This is a genomic window from Rhodanobacter sp. MP1X3 (assembly GCF_014207165.1).
Lineage (GTDB): Bacteria > Pseudomonadota > Gammaproteobacteria > Xanthomonadales > Rhodanobacteraceae > Rhodanobacter.
Window position 1 is genome coordinate 449,912 of sequence record NZ_JACHCO010000001.1, and the last position, 15,482, is coordinate 465,393.

A 15,482-nucleotide genomic window follows, 5' to 3' on the forward strand; every position below is an offset into this window, starting at 1 on the left:
GAGTACGTCGTGTTGCACCAAAATGGCCGGGACCATAGAGGCGTGAAGAAGTAATCATTCGATGCGTAGCATTTAGATACCATGCTGTGAATGCGAATCGCGTCACGTGGCCGAAGTGGTCGAACACGGAGATCCCAAGGCTACTTGCGTAACGCATCCGTTGGCTGGCAATCGAGACTGTCCTTGGATACTTCGCGCGAACAGACTCTGCTCAAGCGCTCGATTGCGGCCACGCTGATCGTTGGTGCAGCGTGCGTGGGTTTCGGTCTGTGGATGGGCTCCCAGGCGATCATCTTCGACGGCATCTATTCACTGGTCGACGTGTTGTTGACCCTGGTCGTGCTGGCGGTGTCGCGGCTTTTGTCGAATGAAGGCAGCCACCGGTTTCAATACGGCTACTGGCATCTGGAGCCTCTCGTCGTCGCCTTCAACAGCGCGATGCTCAGCGTGGCCTGCGTCTACGCCATGGTCAACGCGATCACTGGCTTGATGAGCGGTGGACACACCTTGGCTTTCGGGCTCGGTGCCGGCTGGGCGGCACTGATCGGTATCGTCAGTCTGACAATTTCCGTTTACATGTTGCGTGGTGCCAAAGCGTTGTCGTCGGAGCTGTTGAGACTGGATGCGCGCGGATGGCTTGTCGGTGGCAGCCTCAGTGCCGGCCTGCTGGTCGGTTTCGTTGCAGCGGCCCTGATGGTAAACACGAGCCTGGCTCCTCTGGCGCGCTATGTCGATTCGGCCGTCTTGCTGGTCATCGCGCTATGCCTGTTGCCCATGCCGGTCATGACGGTATGGCATGCATTGCAGGAAGTGTTGATGGTGGCGCCAGGCGATCTCGATCGTCAGGTTCGCACGATCATGGATGCCCTCATCATCGAACACAGCTTCCCTGGTTACACCAGCTATGTCACCAAGACCGGACGTGTCGACGTCATCGAAATCCATGTGATCGTTCCTGCGGACTATCGCCTGGACGGCATCGGGCAGCTCGATGCCATCCGTCAGCAGATCGCCGACCGGCTAGGCGGGCAGAGTACGCAATACTGGTTGAGTATCGCCTTTACTGGCGATAGAAAATGGGCCTGAACCCATTTGTGTGCGTACGTTGTTGATCAGTCCCGTTGACCTGCTTTGTACTACTTCCACAGCACGTTCAATCTCTTTTAAAGGTTATGTGGAAGGGGTAGACTCAAATGGCTCCGGGGCGCATGTGTGCATGCTGAGATGGCGAAATAGATCGCCGAACCCGCGAACTTGAACCGGCTAATACCGGCGTAAGAAGAGCTATCGTTCAATCCAGTCCATGGGTCGTCCTGCGGCCAACACGGGCCTGGGTTGAAAGATACGGAGCATTCCTATGTGGGTTTTACCTATTGGAGTGCGCCATGAATTCTCTCGTTGAACCAAATGCTCGTGCGCCTATATCCCGCGAGCCGCTCCCTGCATCCGTCAAGGGTTACATCATCGGCAGTCGGCCGAACTTGAAGGTGCCAGTACGCGATATCTCGCTGACGAATGGCGAGGTCATCTCGCTCTACGACACATCAGGTCCCTATACGGATCCGAATGCTCGGACCGACGTTCGTTGCGGATTGGAAAATCTGCGTGGCCCATGGATCGAGGCGAGGGCAGACACGGAAACTTACGTTGGCCGCTCGCCCAGCTCGATCGACGATGGCAGTCGCAATGCGGAGCATATTGCCCAGCTTCGTATCTCGGCCGCAGCGCTGCAGCGTGTGCCGCGCCGAGCTCTTTCAGGGGCGAATGTCAGCCAGATGCACTACGCGCGCCGCGGCATCATCACGGCGGAGATGGAATACGTGGCGTTGCGGGAAAACGGTCGCCGCGAGTGGATGGCCGAGTATCTGGCGGACGAAGAGCGCGCCAAGCGCGTGCAAGGACGATCGATGGGAGCGTCGATCCCGAAGATCATCACTCCCGAATTTGTTCGTGATGAAGTGGCGCGCGGCCGCGCCATCATTCCGGCGAACATCAATCATCCGGAGGTTGAGCCGATGGCCATCGGTCGCAATTTCCGAGTAAAGATCAACGCGAATATTGGCAACTCTGCGGTGACCTCGAGTATTGAGGAAGAAGTCGAGAAGCTGGTGTGGGCGATCCGTTGGGGCGCGGATAATGTGATGGATCTCTCCACCGGACGAGACATTCATACAACACGGGATTGGATCATCCGTAATAGTCCGGTGCCGATCGGCACGGTGCCTATTTACCAGGCTTTGGAGAAGGTTGGTGGGGTTGCAGAAGCCCTTACCTGGGAAATTTACCGCGACACATTGATTGAGCAGGCGGAGCAAGGGGTGGATTACTTCACCATCCACGCCGGTGTGAGAAAAGCGTTCATTGCGCTCACTGCCAAGCGGATGACCGGCATCGTCTCCCGAGGTGGGTCGATCATGGCCAAGTGGTGCATGGCGCACCGCACCGAAAGCTTTCTCTATACGCATTTCGAAGATATCTGCGACATCATGAAGCAGTACGACGTCAGCTTCTCGCTGGGCGATGGACTGCGACCGGGCTGTGGTGCCGACGCCAACGATGAAGCACAGTTTGCCGAGTTGCGGACACTCGGCGAACTGACCCAGCTCGCCTGGAAACACGATGTGCAGACCATGATCGAAGGACCGGGTCATGTGCCAATGCACCTGATCCAGTCAAACATGGACGAGCAACTTCGTCATTGTCACGAGGCGCCGTTCTACACGCTGGGGCCGTTGACGATCGACATCGCTCCCGGATATGACCACATCGCATCGGCTATCGGTGCGGCGATGATCGGTTGGGCGGGTACGGCAATGCTTTGCTACGTCACACCCAAAGAGCATCTGGGTCTGCCAGATCGCAATGACGTCAAGCAAGGCATCATCGCGTATCGAATTGCAGCGCATGCCGCGGACATCGCCAAAGGTCATCCGGGTGCGCGCGCCCATGATGATGCGTTGTCGAAAGCGCGCTTTGAGTTTCGCTGGGAGGACCAGTTCAACCTGGGTCTTGATCCAGAAACGGCCCGTGCTTTTCATGATGAAACATTGCCAAAAGACGCCAGCAAGTCGGCCCATTTCTGCTCCATGTGCGGGCCCAAATTCTGTTCGATGAAAATTACGCAGGAGGTTCGGCAGTTTGCCGCCGACGCGGCATCCGATGCATCTGATGCACCGGTGGAAATGGTCTGACATGGCGACGTTGGGCATCGCGGGTGCCGGGTTGCTTGGGCGGTTGATCGCCTGGCATCTTGGCCACTCGGACTATGAGGTTCATGTGTTTGACGCTGCATCGGGGCCGCATCCTGCCTACGACGGACAGGGTGCGGCCGCTTTCAGCTCCGCTGGCATGTTGAGTCCGCTCGCCGAGCTGGATCGAGCTGACCCCGTTGTCGTGACCTTGGGTTGGCGATCAATACAGCTGTGGGAGAAAATTACGGCGCTTCTGCCATTCGACAACGAACTCAGTGGCGTTTTCGCGAAGGGCTGCTTCGTGCGACGCGGGAGTTTATTGCTTGCCCATCGTGGTGACACAAGCGCCACGCATCGCCTTTTGTCACGTTCGCTCCTTGCCTCATCGGACTGGCCAGCACCCGAGGTCCTGGATGCCAAAACATTGTCGGCTCTTGAACCTGTCCTCCAGTGGACGGGTCATGCGTGGCGGCTCGATGGTGAGGCACAGATCCAGCCAGCGGTGATCATGCGATTGCTGTATGCCGACGCGCATCCAACCGTATGCTGGCATTGGAATGCACCGATCGAGCATGTGGAACCCGGATGCCTGCGGGAAACGACCGGCAGATCCAGGTCATTTGATGTGGTCTTCGATGTGCGGGGGCTGGGTGCGCGAACGATTGAAAATTCAACTGAAAGCAACATTGACGTTGGGCAGCTGCGAGGCGTTCGTGGTGAAACGGTGTGGCTGCACGCGCCGGGGCACGGGTTGACTCGTCCGGTCAGACTCTTGCACCCACGGCATAGCGTTTATTTGGTACCTCACAGTGCCGACCGGCTTTTCGTAGGGGCGAGTGAGATTGAAACTGAAGATCGATCGGGGGTATCTGTGCGTAGTGCAATGGAACTTATGGGGGCAGCCTATAGCGTGATGCCAGCCTTGGCCGAGGCACGCATCGATCGCCTTGATCGCAATTTGCGTCCTGCGTTTCCCGACAATGCGCCACGAATCATTGTCGAATCGGGTCTGATCCGGATCAACGGTCTTTTTCGTCACGGATGGATGTTGGCGCCTGCCCTCGTGGAAAGTGCGCTTGTGCGCGCGAAGTTGCCGACGTTTTCGAGATTGGATATCCCGCCGGTCTCTCCAGTTACGGAGGCTTCGCATGGATGAAACATCGCAGGTGGCAATCGAACTGAACGGAGAGATCCGGACGTTTCCGCTGGGCACAACCTTGGCTATTGTCGTGGCAGAACGGGGGTACGACCCGATATCCGTGGCAACGGCGATCAATGGCTCTTTTGTAGCAAGGCACATGCGCCAAGCGTGCATGCTCGGTCAAGGCGATGTTGTCGTGTTTTTCGCGCCGATGGTCGGGGGATGATTATGGACGGCCAAAATACGTGGCGCGTCGCGGGCGTGGAATTGGCAAGCAGATTCTTGCTTGGTTCGGCAGGTTATCCATCTCCCAGGGTGTTGATGGACTCGATTCACGCGGCGCGGCCTGCGGTCGTTACGGTAGGCCTGAAGCGCGCGTTCGCTGGTGGAGCAGACAACGGGTTCGTCGATGCAATCCATCAGGCAGCACTCGCGGTAGGGGCCCGATTGTTGCCAAATACGGCCGGGTGCCGGACTGCGCGTGAAGCTGTGCAACTGGCGCATATGGCACGTGAACTCTACGGAACGGATTGGATCAAGCTGGAGGTCGTGGGCGACGACTACACACTTCAGCCAGATCCTAGTGAGCTTCTTGACGCGGCAAGAACGCTGGTCGCTGACGGCTTTGTCGTCTGGCCTTATTGCACGGATGATCTCGTCGGATGCCGCCGTTTACTCGATGCGGGCTGTCCGGTGTTAATGCCGTGGGGAGCGCCCATCGGATCGGGCCAGGGGCTGCTGAATCCTTGGGCGCTTCGCACATTGCGTGAACGACTTCCCGATGCAACTCTCATTGTTGATGCAGGCATCGGTGCGCCGTCGCATGCGGCGCTTGCGTTGGAGATGGGTTACGACGCCGTGCTGCTTAACAGTGCAGTCGCACACGCGGGCGATCCGGTTGCCATGGCAGAAGCTTTCAGGCTGGCGATTTTAGCGGGTCGCGTCGCATGGAAAGCGGGTGCCATGGCTCGACAGGATTTCGCGGTACCCAGCACGCCCACGGGTGATTACGCACTTGGTCCGCGCATTTCTTAGCTCATTAATGTGAGCAAGCTGATCTGATCATCGACGTGATCATCAGGTCGCCTGGTTGCTTCCATAGCCTGCAAAAACGCTGGAACGGTCTTGGTCGGGTCAGCCCCCAAACCGCGCAATACACACACGCCATCGGCACCGCTGCTAACGGCGGCGGCCGCTTGAGCGGGTTCGAGTATGCCGCCAATCGCGACAACGGGAGCACCTGCCATCCGGCACCACCAGCGGAGCCTATCCAGGCCATGAGGGCGCCAGGGCATGTTCTTGGTTGTCGTAGGCCAGATCGGCCCGCACGCCACGTATCGCGGTCCCAGACTTCGCGCTCGCGCCAGTTCCCACAGGCTATGTGAGCTGATGCCTAGTGCCAGTCCTCCGGATTCGCGAAGGGCATCGCGTTCGTCATCGCTCATGGCAAGAAGGTCTTCCTGGCCCAGGTGCAGACCGGCAGCATTTTCCTCGCTGGCGAGTTTTCGATGGTCGTTGATAAATAGTGTTATGCCGGCCGAAGCGCAGAGCCTGACCGCCGTGCGAATTTCTTCGCGCAGCAAACTGTCAGGCAATCCTTCCTCAAGCTTGATACGCAGCTGTAACGTGCGAACGCCACTGTTCAAAAGATCAGGAATACGCGATGCCCGGTCGGTGATCGCATAGAGATCGATGGCAGAACGGATGATCTCCGGCTTGTGGAACGAAGCGAAACTTTGGCGAGCGCTCCACGAGAGTTGCGGCATCAGCGTCGGGTCTGAAACGAAGTCGGCATTTGCCTGCACCGGACCAGCGCCCGAGCCGGCACGGTACCCATGCCGCAGCGCCTGCGCGGTGGCCATCTTGGCTAGTACTAGCGCATCTGCCAGCGCGAATCCGCGCGCCAGAGATGCCGCAGCACTTGTGGCGAAAGTACAGCCCGTCCCATGGTTGTTCGCCGTATAGATACGCGGCAAGGCGAGCCATCCGACTGCATCGGCTGTATCTATCCAATCAAGCGCCAGCGCAGAGTTCTCGTCGCCGCCGGTAATGCAGATCCCTTGAACGCCACGCGCGCGCAGGGCAGCAGCCAGGGCAGGGACGTCAAGTTCATCGTTATCGGCTTGACCAAGCAGCCGCCGGGCTTCGCTACGATTTGGCGTAATGAGCGTCGCACGCGGTAATAACAAATCCCGGTACGCCGTTATCGTCTCGTCGTCGACAAACGATGCACCGCTACTTGAACCCAGTACGGGATCGACCACCAAGGCCAACGGTCTGACGGCACGCAAACGATCAATCCATCGTGCGACTGTTCGAATCTGCTCTATTCCGCCGAGTAGACCTATTTTTATTACAGCTGTTGGCATGTCTCGATCAAGCGCTTCCATCTGCGCATCGATCAGGTCGACTGGTAGTGCGTGGATTCGCGCCACGCTTTGCGAGTTCTGCGCCGTGACCGAGGTGACGATGCTGCAAAGGTGCACGCCAAAGCTATCGGCTGCTCGTTGATCTGCGGCCAAACCCGCACCGCCGCCGCTGTCGGTACCGGCAATAGACCAGATGATGGGCTTAATCACGACAAGGCCTTGGAGAACGCGCCGCGGCCGACGATTGGCATCGCGAAGAACCCTGTTCTTGCCCGTACGGCGTGCTTGCTTTGTGTTCGATCTGATCTGTCACTAGAAGATTTAGTAGAGCTGAAGGGACATTGCAAATCATGACACGTGCGACACGTTTCCGAAGTTTGGCCGGACCGAAAAATCTTTTTGCTGCTCCATGGACAGCCTTTGAGTCCAGGATGGAAACCATAGATTGGCTGCACCCATAAAGCATAGTTTGGCCGCCCCAACAGGCTCAAGAACCTATCCTATACAAGGAGTTCCATCACTTGGCCTGAGAATGGTGAGCTATCCGCAAAGTACCTCTATCGAAACTCGTCCCCTCTGTCGAAGGAAGACCTAGAACGCCAAGTACTTCTTCTAAGCTACAAGAATCAGGCCCCTACAGGGATCCATTCAACGCATCACATCTATTGCGGATTCCGGTCGTACTGAACACCGATTCCGGTTGGGGTTGGGGTTGGACATGTTGCTGGTTATGACCAGACTGCTCTTTTGGTAAACATTCGTGTACAACGACGTAACGGGAGCAGCTCCTCAAACCCTGTTCCGACACCAGACCAGTTATCGGATAAGTGGGTCAGAGCGTTACGCCTCAATGCGTTGCCATGGTGACTCGACCATGGATAGAAATCGGGTCGGCACACATGCATGCACAGGCCGAGTTGCGTTCGATATAGCGTAGCCGCGCGGCAGGTAAGGTTTCGTGGTCAACCAGAGACGATTTTCAGTGCCCTCCCAGAGCAAGGGGAAGGCACTCCGCTCCTGGTTTTCCTGTCGACGATAGCGGTATGTCAGCCGGGATGAAGCTGACGAGCAGCGGCGTCGGCCGTGTCTTCCGGGCGCGTGTTGAATGCAATGACGGCGCCCGGCGCTGCCTTATGGACAATGTTCACCACCGTCTCGAACAGTGCCAAGCTTTTTGGCGGAATTCTGATGCCGCCACCGATCACTACACAGTCATAGGTTGCGCTCTTCAGTTGTTTTTCGAGCGTGGTGCCGCCGGCCTCATCGGGAGTGATCATGCACGTGTCGCCTTGCCACCCGCGTTCCTGGATCTTGGTAACGGCAACGGCAATACCGGCGTTGATCTTGTCAGCATCAAAGCCCGGGGGAAGCGACGGGTCGGAAAAATCTACGGTCTCCGGTTTCTGACCGACGAACAGGATGCGGGTCATTCGGTTTTCTCCATTCAATGTAGGAGTTGGAAAACTCTAAGCATGGACTCGGCAACTACTATCTTGTCGTATTGTCGTAAATGGCCAACGCACCAAGTGTGCAGCAGGATCATGTTCGTCGCAAAGACATGACAATCGAACTAGGCAAAATCGGGGGGCGTCGCACGACAAACGAGTTGTGGAAAATTGCCGCCTTGTTTCAGATACTCGTTCAAGACGCGAGGTTCACGCGCTTAAGCAGCGAGGGCTACTCCTCAGCGTTTTTCGAGACTGCTAATCGCTTTTGACGCGGGAATGTAACCAATCGCCAGCTTTTTACCGTCTTTGAAGATCTGGACTCTAGTTGGTACTTGTGGGCCCTCTACTGAGTAGCCAATCTCCACGAAATCCGTACACGTCATCGTCGCTATGTATCTCGCACTCATATCTGCTGAGGCCGACGAGGCAGGTAGCGTTACGGAACACGTTCTTTTGCCGCCAGCAAAGAGCTGAACAGTCATCAATTCGTTGGGCTTCCAGGGCAGCTCCTGTTTCGGTTCATAAAAGAGCTGGGTCAGAACAATCGGAATCGGGTGGTGACCCGGCAGAGTGACAGAAACACCCATGCGCGCAGCGCTATTAAAGCTAATAGCCTCACTACTAAAAATGTGCCCCCCCTCCACCTTCTGATGGCCCGCAGATGGCTCAAGAACGATGGATGCTCCATTTGAAAACACCCACTGGTCGCCGCCATAGTCGAATTGTTCGCTGGATCCAGGCATACCAATCAAGTCTTTGGGGTCATACTTTATGGGCTGATGCGCGCTCTCGGTTCGCAGGATTTCGGGCTGGCCATACGTTGCAATAAGGCGATTTTCCATTTCGCTAACGGATGTGCTGATGACACCTTCTTCAGGATAAGGCGTGTCATAAAATAAGAAGATGGACGCCAGCTGATGGCTACCGTGGAGGTCAAGAATGGCGTCCATTTTTTGTTTCTCAAAGGTCGTGCTTCCCCTACAAGAAACGACACGCTCGTGCTCTATGGAAGACAGGAGCTTGTCTGGTCGACATGAAAACCCCGAGAGCACTTGGCGCGCTTTTTTATCGTCCAGCACTTCTGCTAGTCGCAGTCCTTCAAATTCAAGAGCGCCTCGTTCGTCGATTGGGCCTTCTACATCGGTGTTCTTTTCGACGTCTTCCAACTGATCAATTCGGGCCTGATAGGCAACCGTGATGCATTCGGCGTCATCGCAATTCCTGCTGACGAAGCCTAGCCATGTTCGCTGACCCGCTCGCATGCGTGCCTTGGCGACGGGACCCGACGCCGCATAAGCTTTCGCATAGACGTCCGCTAACTTTGAGTCCAAGTCAGATAGGGGTTCATTTCCACAGATGATTTTTTCTGTTTTAGTCGAAGCCTTTTTGCAGTCAAAACTTGCGGCATGTGCAGAGGAAACAACACATAGCAAGAATAAAAACACCCACCATCTAGCAGTCATTCCGCCCTCCGTGACACTGAATTACTTTTCATGTCGTCCTATGACTTTCGATGTTTCAAGGTGGCCTGCTTTTGCGGCAATGTCTTTCGGTTTCGCGCCATCGGCACGAGCTGCATCAGGCTTGGCTCCATGCTCAAGGAGCAATTGAGCGTAAGCGGTATATCCCAGTCTTGCTTCATACGACAGTGGGGTTTCACCGGAAAACGAGCAGGGCGGGGTTCCCTGACCGCAGTCCGATATAAATCGGCCATAGGGAAGCACGTTTGGGTTAGCGCCTCGTTGCAGCAGCATTCCGATCATCCGCTTTCCCGCGTGCACATTAGTGAGGTCATATCGACCCAAGGCGTGCATGAGCGCGGTTTGACCCCGATACCAAGGTTGGACCTCGCCTGGCATCGAGGCGTCGAGGGTGGAGTTAATGTCCAATCCGCCATCGATAAGTGCGCGCGCGGCGTCAACGTCATCAGCATCGATGGCGTCGTATAGTGCATTTGTTCCGAAATAGCTTTGAGCGTTGGGTTTTGCGCCAAATTCGAGCAAGAGTTTGATCACATCTGCCGGTTGCGGCATATCTTTTCGAGCCGGCCTGTCTGTCCACGCCATTCGTCCACCTTTACCTACACTGCGCAAGCCTTTCATAGCAGCCGCAGCCATCAAGGGTGTCGTCAACGATTGGTCGCCCCCCCTGACTTTTCGGCCCAGACACAGTTTGGATTCGCACCAGCCGCTAATAGGGTTCGAACGATAGGCAGGCTGGCATCGAACGAGTGCCACAACGGCCCACAGCGACCATCGGCACCACCATAATTAGGATCAGCCCCTTGGGCTAATAACAGGTGAACCTGATTTGCATCGTCATTTTCGATGGCTAGGAATAGAGGTTTGGCGAGCGATTGTCTCTTGGCCTCTAAAATTTCATTAGCTTTAACCGTAGGTGCCGTTGCGGCGACATCTTTTGCGGTAACTGTGTGCGCGAATCCATAGGTCGACACTGCCAGTAGGCAAAAAAAGACCTTGGCTGCGACGGACGTCATACGTGGCTCGCCGAGCCGCCGTCGCCGAGTTCGTTGCACAGCGTCTCGAGGTAGCTCTGCGGCAGATACTTCACCCGCTCCACGCTTGTCTCGGACGGGTCTTGGTCGAGCTGGCGCTCGGACTCGGTGCCATCGTGCCATCCCAGCGCGCCGAGGAAGTGCTGCGCGAGCTTGTTCCTCGGATTGCGAAACCGCGTGTCTTTGAGGAACGAGAAGCTCTTGAAGTTCTTGGTGTCGCCGGCCAGGGCGGCGATGTCGGCCATCGCGCTCTTGCCGCTGCCCTTGTTGCCGATGATGGCGACCAAGTCATGGCTCAGCGGCATGTCCACGTTGAACCAAGTGTCGGCCAGCGTGGAGCTCGCCTTGCGGCCGATGCGAATTTTGGACGCGTATTTGGTGCGGTTGGCCTCGACCAGCAAGCGCTTGGACGGCGCGTCGCCGATGAACACGCGGTCCTCGAACTCGGTGATGGCTTGGACGAGGCCGTCGAAGGTGGCGTCGGCCTTGATCCAGGTGAAGCAGTTTCCGACGCGGTCCTTGTTCTCCGAACTGCTCGGCGCGTGGGCGTCCGAGCAGTCCAGGAGCGTGGCCTTGACGTTTGACTCCGAGAGCTTCTTACGAGCCGCGTCGTATGCGGCCGGATTGGCGGAGGCTGTGAAGACCAAGTCGGCCTGGTTGATGATGTTGCGCTTCTCGGCGATGGACTGGTCATCCCACTTGAGGTTGTCCCATTCCGTCTTGCCCACAGCGATCAGGTATTTGCCGGCGAAGTAGTGCTTGTCGAGCGCCTCGAGCACCTTTTCCAGGCTCACGCACAGGTTGTTGAAGCCCTCCTGCAAGTGCGGCGCATAGTCTCCTTGCTTGTCGGCCGGTGCCGACTCCACGATCATCTTGCCGAGTTCGGACAAGCTGTCGCGGGTGATGACGCCTTTCCACTTGCCCTTCCAGTCGCTGGAGTCGGGAATCAGTTGGTAGCTCGGAGTCAACGAGTTGAGGAACTGTTGCTGGATGACCTCGGAGTCCATCGCGTCGAAGATGACGTGCAGATTGATGCGGTTCCAGCCGGACTGCGAGTAGGTCCCGTCCTTCTCCTTCTTGACCACCCCGGCGAACTTGTCCAAGCGCAGCTCGATGACGGGCAGCAGCAGGTCGATGTTCTTGAGCCGGCCGTGCTCGGACTTAGCTTTGCGCGCACGCTCGTAACCATCGATGAAGATGTAGTCGTTGATGCCGATGGCCTTGAACTCGGGCGGCAGGGCCTCGAGATCTTGAAGGAAGGCTTCCCACGCATCGTCTTGACTGGCGCCAGGGTAGTTGTGGACGACCGACGATGGAGTGTGGACGTGCAAGTCCCATTTTTTCCAAGTCGAGCCGGCAGGATCATTCGTCATTGGAGCCCCCTCCCTGAATTGTTGGCCGATGCAGGCTGTGGTTTCTTCCTGATGCAGGTGTTTCGTCTTCAACGCGCCTGCGTTAATTGAATAGGAATTTGATGAGCCTGACCAAGAGGCTTTCGGAGCGCGGCCAGGAAGGCGCTTCGACTACGCTGATTGAGTCTACAGGTATCATGTCGCGCCGGAGGCGTGAAGACCAACAGCATCAGTTCCAGACCTGCAGGTGAGGTATGTACCATTCCCCGCCGATACGTCAGTGGCCCAAGCTCAACGTTGAGCGACCGGTTCCATTGGCGTAATCAACACAAACGACCTGTCGCTCAGAATCAAAAGTCGCCGCCCCAGCATCCTCCCAGCGAGCGGCAGAAACCAGTCAAACGCGGACAGTTGGCCAAGCTTTCCCAACGTCCGCTTCTGGCCCAGGCTGTGTGAAAACTATTTGCGTTGCTCGCGAGAGTCGCATTCTGAGCAATGAGCAGATGTCCAGGCACTCAGATTTCGCCACAGACGGCAAAAAACAGTCGAGATTTGCGCTCGTCAGAGCCGACCTTGAGTTTTCACACAGCCTGGACCGATTCCGGCCGGTGGCCTCGCGTAGAATCAGGATGCCGGTGCGCTGATCATGATCGATTGGTTCTACTGATCAACTTCATCGGTGCGCGCGAGGCCTAGCACGCCTGAGCAAGATATGCCCTGGGTGCCTTCATCCCACACTCACGAGCCTGAAATGGGCTCCCCTACATACGTTGCTGTGGCTGCCACGCTTGGCTAGAGCCCGCCTTCTTGGCGCTCGTACCGCGTGAGGCGTAGGGTGGCGCGAAAACTCAACAGGCCTTACCTACTAGCACTTAACAGGCTCCCGACAGCGCGGTTCCGGCCAACTTATGCTTATTTTGAAATCATAAAGTGGCCATAGTGGCCAACTTATGCTTTCAGCCACACGAACCCCGTCGAACGGGTATTTGGTGGGCCCACGAGGACTCGAACCTCGAACCAAAGGATTATGAGTCCTCTGCTCTAACCATTGAGCTATAGGCCCTTGCGGGCTGGCAAGTGTAACCAATGCGGATGGAAACGACGATGGGCTGACGGGGCTGCTGTTATCGAGTTGGCTACATTGTCTGCACGTGGCGTGTGCGTATTATCGGACGTCGGCCACCAGGCCGGATACGCGTAGTTCGCATCCATCCTCAACGAACGGAGTTTGAGAATCTTATGAAGCGTTTATTGATCGCTGGTTTGATTGCTTTGGGCGCCATGGTTGCCGTGCCGGCAATGGCGCAGCAGGTGGTTCACCACCCGGCCGCACATCATGTCGTGCATCGCGCGCCGGTTCATCATCGCGTCGTCCACCGTCGCCCGCCGCCGCGCCACCATCCTGTGGTGCATCACCCGATCCAGCACTGATCACATCGTCACCAGTAAAAAACAAAACGCCCGCGTAAGCGGGCGTTTTGTTTGGCTATGTGTTGAAACTTATTCCACGTCGAGAAACGACCGCAGCTGTTCCGAACGGCTCGGGTGACGCAGCTTGCGCAGCGCCTTGGCTTCGATCTGGCGGATGCGCTCGCGGGTGACGTCGAATTGCTTGCCGACTTCTTCCAGCGTGTGATCGGTGTTCATGTCGATGCCAAAGCGCATGCGTAGTACCTTCGCTTCACGCGGGGTCAGGCCGGCGAGCACGTCGCGCACGGTTTCCATCAGGCCGGTTTCGGTGGCCGAATCGATCGGTGAGCTGGCGTTGCTGTCTTCGATGAAGTCGCCCAGATGCGAATCCTCGTCGTCGCCGATCGGGGTTTCCATCGAGATCGGCTCCTTGGCGATCTTCAGCACCTTGCGAATCTTGTCCTCGGGCATCTCCATTTCCTTGGCCAGTTCTTCCGGTGTGGCCTCGCGGCCAAACTGCTGGAGCATCTGACGGGAGATACGGTTGAGCTTGTTGATCGTCTCGATCATGTGCACCGGGATACGGATGGTGCGCGCCTGATCGGCGATCGAGCGGGTGATGGCCTGACGGATCCACCACGTGGCGTAGGTCGAGAACTTGTAGCCGCGACGGTATTCGAACTTGTCCACCGCCTTCATCAGGCCAATGTTGCCTTCCTGGATCAGGTCGAGGAACTGCAGGCCGCGGTTGGTGTACTTCTTGGCGATCGAGATCACCAGGCGCAGGTTGGCCTCGACCATTTCCTTCTTGGCGCGACGGGCTTTCGCCTCACCGCTGGCCATGGCGCGATTGATGTCCTTGATGTCGATCAGCGGCAGGAACAGCTTGCGCTCGATGGTGGCCAGCTTCTCCTGCTCGGCGTCGATGGTCTCGCGGTGGTTCTTGATGTTCGGCGACCATTTCTGGCGCTTGCGGCCCAGCTCGGCCGCCCACTCGAGGTTGCCCTCGTTGCTGGGGAAGGTCTTGATGAACTCGGCCTTCGGCATCTTCACCTGCTTGACGAAGATGTCCATCAGCACGCGCTCGTGATGGCGGATGTCGTTGACCACTTCGCGCAGCTTGCGCACGAAGCCGTCGATCAGCGCGGACGGCAGCTTGAGCTTGAGGAACTCCTCGGCCATCTGGTCGCGCAGCTTGACGATCTTCTTGTCGGTGATGCTGGCGGCTTTCGGCGCGGCCTTCTGGAACTTGCCGTAGTAGTCGCGCAGCAGTTCCATGCGGCGCTTCACTTCTTCCGGATCGGGACCGGTTGGACCGGCCTCTTCCTCGTCCTCGGTCGCGGTCTCGTCGTCTTCGACTTCAGCTTCGTCGGTCGGATCGGGCTCCGGCAGCAGCAGCGCGGCGGCTTCCTTTTCCTTGCGGGCGAGGTCGGCGGCCTCTTCCAGATCGAGGAAGCCGGCCAGGATTTCGCTGAGACGGCGCTTGCCATCCAGGTGCTGGTCGTATTCTTCGAGCAGCAATTCGATGGTCAGCGGGAAGCTGGCCAGCGCGGTCTGTACCTGGCCGAGGCCTTCCTCGATGCGCTTGGCGATGGCGATTTCGCCCTCGCGCGTCAGCAGCTCGACCGTGCCCATCTCGCGCATGTACATGCGCACCGGGTCGGTGGTGCGGCCGACTTCGGCATCGACGGCGGACAGCAGCGCCACGGCTTCTTCGGCGGCGGCTTCGTCGTCGGTGCTGCTGCCGGCCTTGTCGGCCAGCGGATCAGCATCCGGCGCGGCGTCATGCACTTCGATGCCGACGCCCTTGAGCACCGCCATGATGTCTTCGATCTGCTCCGGATCGACGATGTCGTCGGGGAGGTGATCGTTGATTTCCGCGTACGTCAAATAGCCCTGCTCCAGACCTTTGGAGATGAGCGCTTTGATTTCAGACTGTTGCTCGTGGGGAGCTTTGCTATTCATTAACCGACCGCCGCGGGGTTCAAGAACCGGACATTATAGCGATGTGCTGCTTTTTTGACCAGATTTCAAGTGAGAAAGTTTCAATTGGGGT

General features: G+C 57.3%; 12 protein-coding genes, 1 tRNA gene, 1 pseudogene and 1 riboswitch. Of the genes and pseudogenes, 6 read left to right on the top strand and 8 right to left on the bottom strand.

Going from position 1 to position 15,482, the window contains the following annotated elements; all coding sequences use genetic code 11:
* Positions 1 to 183: 183 nt before the first annotated feature.
* The 5 genes from HDE79_RS01815 (at position 184) to HDE79_RS01835 (ending at position 5,367) form a co-directional block, all read left to right on the top strand.
* Complete coding sequence (locus tag HDE79_RS01815) at positions 184 to 1,086, top strand: cation transporter (protein ID WP_255488212.1); 903 nt, start codon at positions 184 to 186, stop codon at positions 1,084 to 1,086.
* A 104-nt stretch (positions 1,087 to 1,190) separates the two neighbouring features.
* Positions 1,191 to 1,298: riboswitch (TPP riboswitch) on the top strand.
* Positions 1,299 to 1,385: 87 nt separating this feature from the next.
* Positions 1,386 to 3,191, top strand: coding sequence for a phosphomethylpyrimidine synthase ThiC (thiC, locus tag HDE79_RS01820; protein ID WP_184600212.1), 1,806 nt, complete (start codon positions 1,386 to 1,388; stop codon positions 3,189 to 3,191).
* Position 3,192: 1 nt separating this feature from the next.
* A complete protein-coding gene (locus tag HDE79_RS01825) occupies positions 3,193 to 4,347 on the top strand; it encodes an FAD-dependent oxidoreductase (RefSeq protein WP_184601066.1) in 1,155 nt (384 codons plus the stop codon).
* Positions 4,340 to 4,558: a sulfur carrier protein ThiS gene (gene thiS / locus HDE79_RS01830; RefSeq protein ID WP_184600213.1), complete on the top strand. Its 219-nt coding sequence runs from the start codon at positions 4,340 to 4,342 to the stop codon at positions 4,556 to 4,558. The genes HDE79_RS01825 and thiS overlap by 8 nt, the downstream gene beginning before the upstream one ends.
* A 2-nt stretch (positions 4,559 to 4,560) precedes the next feature.
* Complete coding sequence (locus HDE79_RS01835; protein ID WP_184600214.1) at positions 4,561 to 5,367, top strand: thiazole synthase; 807 nt, start codon at positions 4,561 to 4,563, stop codon at positions 5,365 to 5,367.
* Here the strand turns inward: HDE79_RS01835 and thiD are convergent.
* The 7 genes and pseudogenes from thiD to HDE79_RS01870 all read right to left on the bottom strand — a co-directional run bounded on the left by thiD (position 5,364) and on the right by HDE79_RS01870 (position 13,079).
* A complete protein-coding gene (gene thiD / locus HDE79_RS22190; protein WP_343205894.1) occupies positions 5,364 to 6,911 on the bottom strand; it encodes a bifunctional hydroxymethylpyrimidine kinase/phosphomethylpyrimidine kinase in 1,548 nt (515 codons plus the stop codon). The genes HDE79_RS01835 and thiD overlap by 4 nt on opposite strands.
* An 836-nt stretch (positions 6,912 to 7,747) precedes the next feature.
* Positions 7,748 to 8,131 carry a hypothetical protein gene (locus HDE79_RS01845; RefSeq protein ID WP_184600216.1) on the bottom strand — a complete coding sequence of 128 codons (384 nt, stop codon included), beginning with the start codon at positions 8,129 to 8,131 and terminating at the stop codon, positions 7,748 to 7,750.
* A 254-nt stretch (positions 8,132 to 8,385) separates the two neighbouring features.
* A complete protein-coding gene (locus tag HDE79_RS01850) occupies positions 8,386 to 9,612 on the bottom strand; it encodes a lysozyme inhibitor LprI family protein (protein ID WP_184600217.1) in 1,227 nt (408 codons plus the stop codon).
* Positions 9,613 to 9,633: 21 nt separating this feature from the next.
* Positions 9,634 to 10,281 carry an ankyrin repeat domain-containing protein gene (locus HDE79_RS01855; RefSeq protein WP_184600218.1) on the bottom strand — a complete coding sequence of 216 codons (648 nt, stop codon included), beginning with the start codon at positions 10,279 to 10,281 and terminating at the stop codon, positions 9,634 to 9,636.
* Positions 10,278 to 10,646, bottom strand: a complete 369-nt coding sequence (locus HDE79_RS01860) for a hypothetical protein (RefSeq protein WP_184600219.1) — start codon at positions 10,644 to 10,646, stop codon at positions 10,278 to 10,280. The genes HDE79_RS01855 and HDE79_RS01860 overlap by 4 nt, the downstream gene beginning before the upstream one ends.
* 5 nt (positions 10,647 to 10,651) lie before the next feature.
* Positions 10,652 to 12,037: pseudogene (locus tag HDE79_RS01865) on the bottom strand (TrlF family ATPase); the annotation flags it as partial.
* A gap of 966 nt (positions 12,038 to 13,003) precedes the next feature.
* Positions 13,004 to 13,079, bottom strand: a tRNA-Ile gene (locus HDE79_RS01870).
* Positions 13,080 to 13,255: 176 nt separating this feature from the next.
* On the opposite strand from HDE79_RS01870, the gene HDE79_RS01875 reads away from it, so the two are divergent.
* A complete protein-coding gene (locus HDE79_RS01875; protein ID WP_184600221.1) occupies positions 13,256 to 13,447 on the top strand; it encodes a hypothetical protein in 192 nt (63 codons plus the stop codon).
* A gap of 69 nt (positions 13,448 to 13,516) precedes the next feature.
* On the opposite strand, the gene rpoD is transcribed toward HDE79_RS01875, so the two are convergent.
* Positions 13,517 to 15,391 carry an RNA polymerase sigma factor RpoD gene (rpoD, locus tag HDE79_RS01880; RefSeq protein ID WP_184600222.1) on the bottom strand — a complete coding sequence of 625 codons (1,875 nt, stop codon included), beginning with the start codon at positions 15,389 to 15,391 and terminating at the stop codon, positions 13,517 to 13,519.
* Positions 15,392 to 15,482 lie beyond the last annotated feature (91 nt).

Bases quoted from the DNA above. Each gene is read 5' to 3' on its own strand.
- thiC (WP_184600212.1), top strand. From the start codon at position 1,386: ATGAATTCTCTCGTTGAACCAAATGCTCGTGCGCCTATATCCCGCGAG.
- HDE79_RS01825 (WP_184601066.1), top strand. From the start codon at position 3,193: ATGGCGACGTTGGGCATCGCGGGTGCCGGGTTGCTTGGGCGGTTGATC.
- thiS (WP_184600213.1), top strand. From the start codon at position 4,340: ATGGATGAAACATCGCAGGTGGCAATCGAACTGAACGGAGAGATCCGG.
- HDE79_RS01835 (WP_184600214.1), top strand. From the start codon at position 4,561: ATGGACGGCCAAAATACGTGGCGCGTCGCGGGCGTGGAATTGGCAAGC.
- HDE79_RS01845 (WP_184600216.1), bottom strand. From the start codon at position 8,131: ATGACCCGCATCCTGTTCGTCGGTCAGAAACCGGAGACCGTAGATTTT.
- HDE79_RS01850 (WP_184600217.1), bottom strand. From the start codon at position 9,612: ATGACTGCTAGATGGTGGGTGTTTTTATTCTTGCTATGTGTTGTTTCC.
- HDE79_RS01860 (WP_184600219.1), bottom strand. From the start codon at position 10,646: ATGACGTCCGTCGCAGCCAAGGTCTTTTTTTGCCTACTGGCAGTGTCG.
- HDE79_RS01875 (WP_184600221.1), top strand. From the start codon at position 13,256: ATGAAGCGTTTATTGATCGCTGGTTTGATTGCTTTGGGCGCCATGGTT.
- rpoD (WP_184600222.1), bottom strand. From the start codon at position 15,391: ATGAATAGCAAAGCTCCCCACGAGCAACAGTCTGAAATCAAAGCGCTC.